The 2968-nt window shown below is 51.8% G+C and carries 2 protein-coding genes and 1 pseudogene; all 3 read left to right on the forward strand.

The genetic code is table 11. The features are described from left to right. The first annotated feature begins 303 nt into the window (after nucleotides 1-303). The 3 genes and pseudogenes from dnaX (at nucleotide 304) to recR (ending at nucleotide 2824) form a co-directional block, all read left to right on the forward strand. Nucleotides 304-1923, forward strand: a complete 1620-nt coding sequence (gene dnaX, locus NZ653_09990; GenBank protein MCS7287448.1) for a DNA polymerase III subunit gamma/tau — start codon at nucleotides 304-306, stop codon at nucleotides 1921-1923. Beyond that, nucleotides 1901-2221 (forward strand): annotated as a pseudogene (locus NZ653_09995) (YbaB/EbfC family nucleoid-associated protein). Before dnaX ends, NZ653_09995 begins: the two are co-directional and overlap by 23 nt. Before the next feature lie 3 nt (nucleotides 2222-2224). Further along, entirely contained in the window at nucleotides 2225-2824 is a 600-nt protein-coding gene (gene recR / locus NZ653_10000; GenBank protein ID MCS7287449.1) for a recombination mediator RecR, read from the forward strand. The last annotated feature ends 144 nt before the right edge of the window (nucleotides 2825-2968 follow it).

Here is a 2968-nt window from a genome sequence, read left to right on the forward strand (position 1 = left end):
TTGCATCCCGCCCACGAGTGGGACCCTAACCGTGGCGAACCTTATGCCCACGAGGGTGGGAAAAATCGGGGGTCCAGGGGGCTTTAGCCCCATAGCAGAGGGCCTGGGGGATGTGCCCCCAAAAACTTAAAAAAGGGAGCCATCAGCCACCCTTTACAACCCGCCCACGAGTGGGACCCTAACCGTGGCAAACCCCAAGCCCACGAGGGTGGGAAAATTGGGGGTCCAGGAGGTCTGGGGGATAGGCCCCCAAAATCTTTGACACCACCATGCTTTTATATTACAATTTGGGAGGAGGAACTAATGAACCAGGTTCTTTACCGTAAATGGCGCTCCCGAAACTTCGACGAACTCATAGGCCAGGAACACGTGGTCCGCACCCTGAAAAATGCCATAAAAACCGGGCAAATCTCCCACGCCTACCTCTTTGCGGGCCCACGTGGAACAGGCAAAACTACTACTGCTCGCCTACTGGCCAAAGCCGTAAACTGCCTCTCTGCCGACCAGGACAAACCTTGTAACCGCTGTGAAATATGCATAGCCATAAACGAAGGGCGTTGTCTGGACCTGATTGAAATTGACGCTGCTTCCAACAGAGGTATCGATGAAATTCGTGACCTCAGGGAAAAAGTGAGCTTTATGCCTACCCAGGCCCGATACAAAGTTTACGTCATAGACGAAGTGCACATGCTTACCCCGGAAGCTTTCAATGCCCTCCTCAAAACCCTGGAGGAACCACCCCCTCACGTCATTTTCGTCTTGGCCACCACCGCCCCCGACCGCATCCCACCGACAGTTTTATCTAGGTGCCAGCGGTTTGACTTCCGACGTATACCGGTAAAAGCCATAATAGAGCGCCTGAAATACATAGCTTCCCAGGAAGGGATTTTCGTCGAGCCCGAAGCCCTAAACTTTATAGCCCATCAGGCTATGGGAAGCATGAGAGATGCCCTGAGCCTTTTGGACCAACTCAGGGCCTTTGGAGATGGCACCATAACCCTGGAATTGGCTCGAGCTGTTACAGGTGCTATTTCTCAGGAAACTATAGCTGAACTTGTTGGTTATCTGGTGCGAGGCCAGACGGCTGAGCTTATCGCTCACCTGGATGAGTTAATAGACAAAGGGGCAGAACCCCGCCAAATCCTCCAAGAGCTTTTAACCTATTTAAGGAACCTCCTTCTGGTGAAAATCTCCGGCGATAAATCCCTGGTGGATTTGCCACGGGAAACCATTGAGCGCATGAGGGAACTTTCCACCCACCTTCCTACCTCTCAGTGGGTAAAAGTAATACGGCTCCTCAGCCGCACCGTTGTTGAAATGAAGGGAGGGCTTTCACCACAACTCGCTCTGGAAGTAGCCTTTATAGAAGCTACAGAAACTCCACCTCCAGCTCTCGCCTCAGCACCAACCGAAGAGACCTCTCAATCAGCTCAGGCTATCCCAGCCCCTGTGCCGGCCATGTCAAATCGTGCTCCAACTCAACAACCTCAGGAAGCTGCCAGGCCATCGGCTTCTGCTCCTTCGCAACCTAAGGGGGAAGAGGTGGCTTTACTTAGAGGGCAATGGCTCAAAATTTTAGCCACTATAAGAGGGATAGATAAAGCTCTTGAAGCTTTGCTCAGAGACTGTGAACCAGTTTCAGTGGTGGAAAACACCGTGACTCTCGGCTTTTACTATCCATTACACCGCGAAAAAGCCGAGGAGGATAAAAGGCGAGGAACCCTGGAAGAAGTTTTGAGCAAATTTCTGGGAAGGCCAGTGCGGGTCAAATGCGTGACCATTCCCAAGAAAAAACCCGCTTCAACCTTGCGGAACCCAGCTGAAGATCCAGTGGTCAGAGTGGCAGTGGAAAAGTTAGGGGCCCGGGTGAAAATCCGCTCTGAAAGCCAGGGAGGTGACCATGTCCAAGAAGAAAGCCTTTAACCTGGTAGGACAACTTCAGAAAATCCAGGAAGAAATGCTCAAAGCTCAAGAACGCCTGGCTGAAGAAACCATCGAAGTTACCGCAGGTGGTGGAGTTATCAAAGTGGTGATTGACGGCCACCAGCGGGTGCGGTCCATCACCTTATCTCCGGAAGTGGTCAATCCAGAAGACATAGAGATGCTCCAGGACCTTATCTTGGTAGCCATCAATGAGGCTATTGAGTGATCCCAGGCCCTCGCTGCTGAGAGGCTTTCATCAATAGTTGGGGGGACTCGGATAACAGGTTTGAAGATATAAGCTATGGCTAAACTTGCTGGTCCAGTATCTCGCCTAATAGAAGAGTTTAGCCGTCTTCCGGGCATAGGCCCAAAAACGGCTTCCCGCCTCACTTTTTATCTCCTTAGAGCTCCAAAAGAGCAAGCTCTTGCTCTGGCCGAAGCCATTAAAGAGCTGAGGGAAAAAACTTTTTACTGTGAAATCTGCTTTAACATTACCGACGAAAGCCCCTGCCCCATATGCAGGGATCCGGACAGAGACCACTCCACTATCTGTGTTGTAGAGGATCCGCTTGATGTGCTGGCTCTGGAAAGGACAGGTGAATACAAAGGTGTTTACCATGTGCTGCACGGGGCTATTTCACCGGTTGAAGGGATAGGTCCTGAAGATTTGCGGATACAGGAACTTCTCAAGCGGCTCAAAGGCAAATTAATTCGGGAAGTAATCCTGGCTACCAACCCCAACCTGGAAGGGGAAGCCACGGCTATGTACATTTACCAGCTTATAAAGCCTTTGGGGCTGAAAGTAACCCGTCTGGCCCGTGGCCTTCCCGTCGGTGGTGATTTGGAATACGCCGATGCCATAACTTTGGCCCGGGCTCTGGAAGGTCGGAGAGAAATGTGAACTTTACCGTCACCTTGCGAAGGCATTCCTTTGTTATTGCTGCAGGGCAGCAAATCTCTGGAGGTCTGCCGCTTTGAGGTTTTTGGGGGACACCCCCAAAGTCCTCCGGGATGGGGGCTTCGCCCCCCTCCACCCCCAGAATTT

Source organism: Anaerolineae bacterium (genome assembly GCA_025062375.1).
Taxonomy (GTDB): Bacteria; Chloroflexota; Anaerolineae; order SpSt-600; family SpSt-600; genus SpSt-600.

Excerpts from the sequence above, each read along its gene's own strand:
- dnaX (MCS7287448.1), top strand. The coding sequence starts at position 304 with ATGAACCAGGTTCTTTACCGTAAATGGCGCTCCCGAAACTTCGACGAA.
- recR (MCS7287449.1), top strand. The coding sequence starts at position 2,225 with ATGGCTAAACTTGCTGGTCCAGTATCTCGCCTAATAGAAGAGTTTAGC.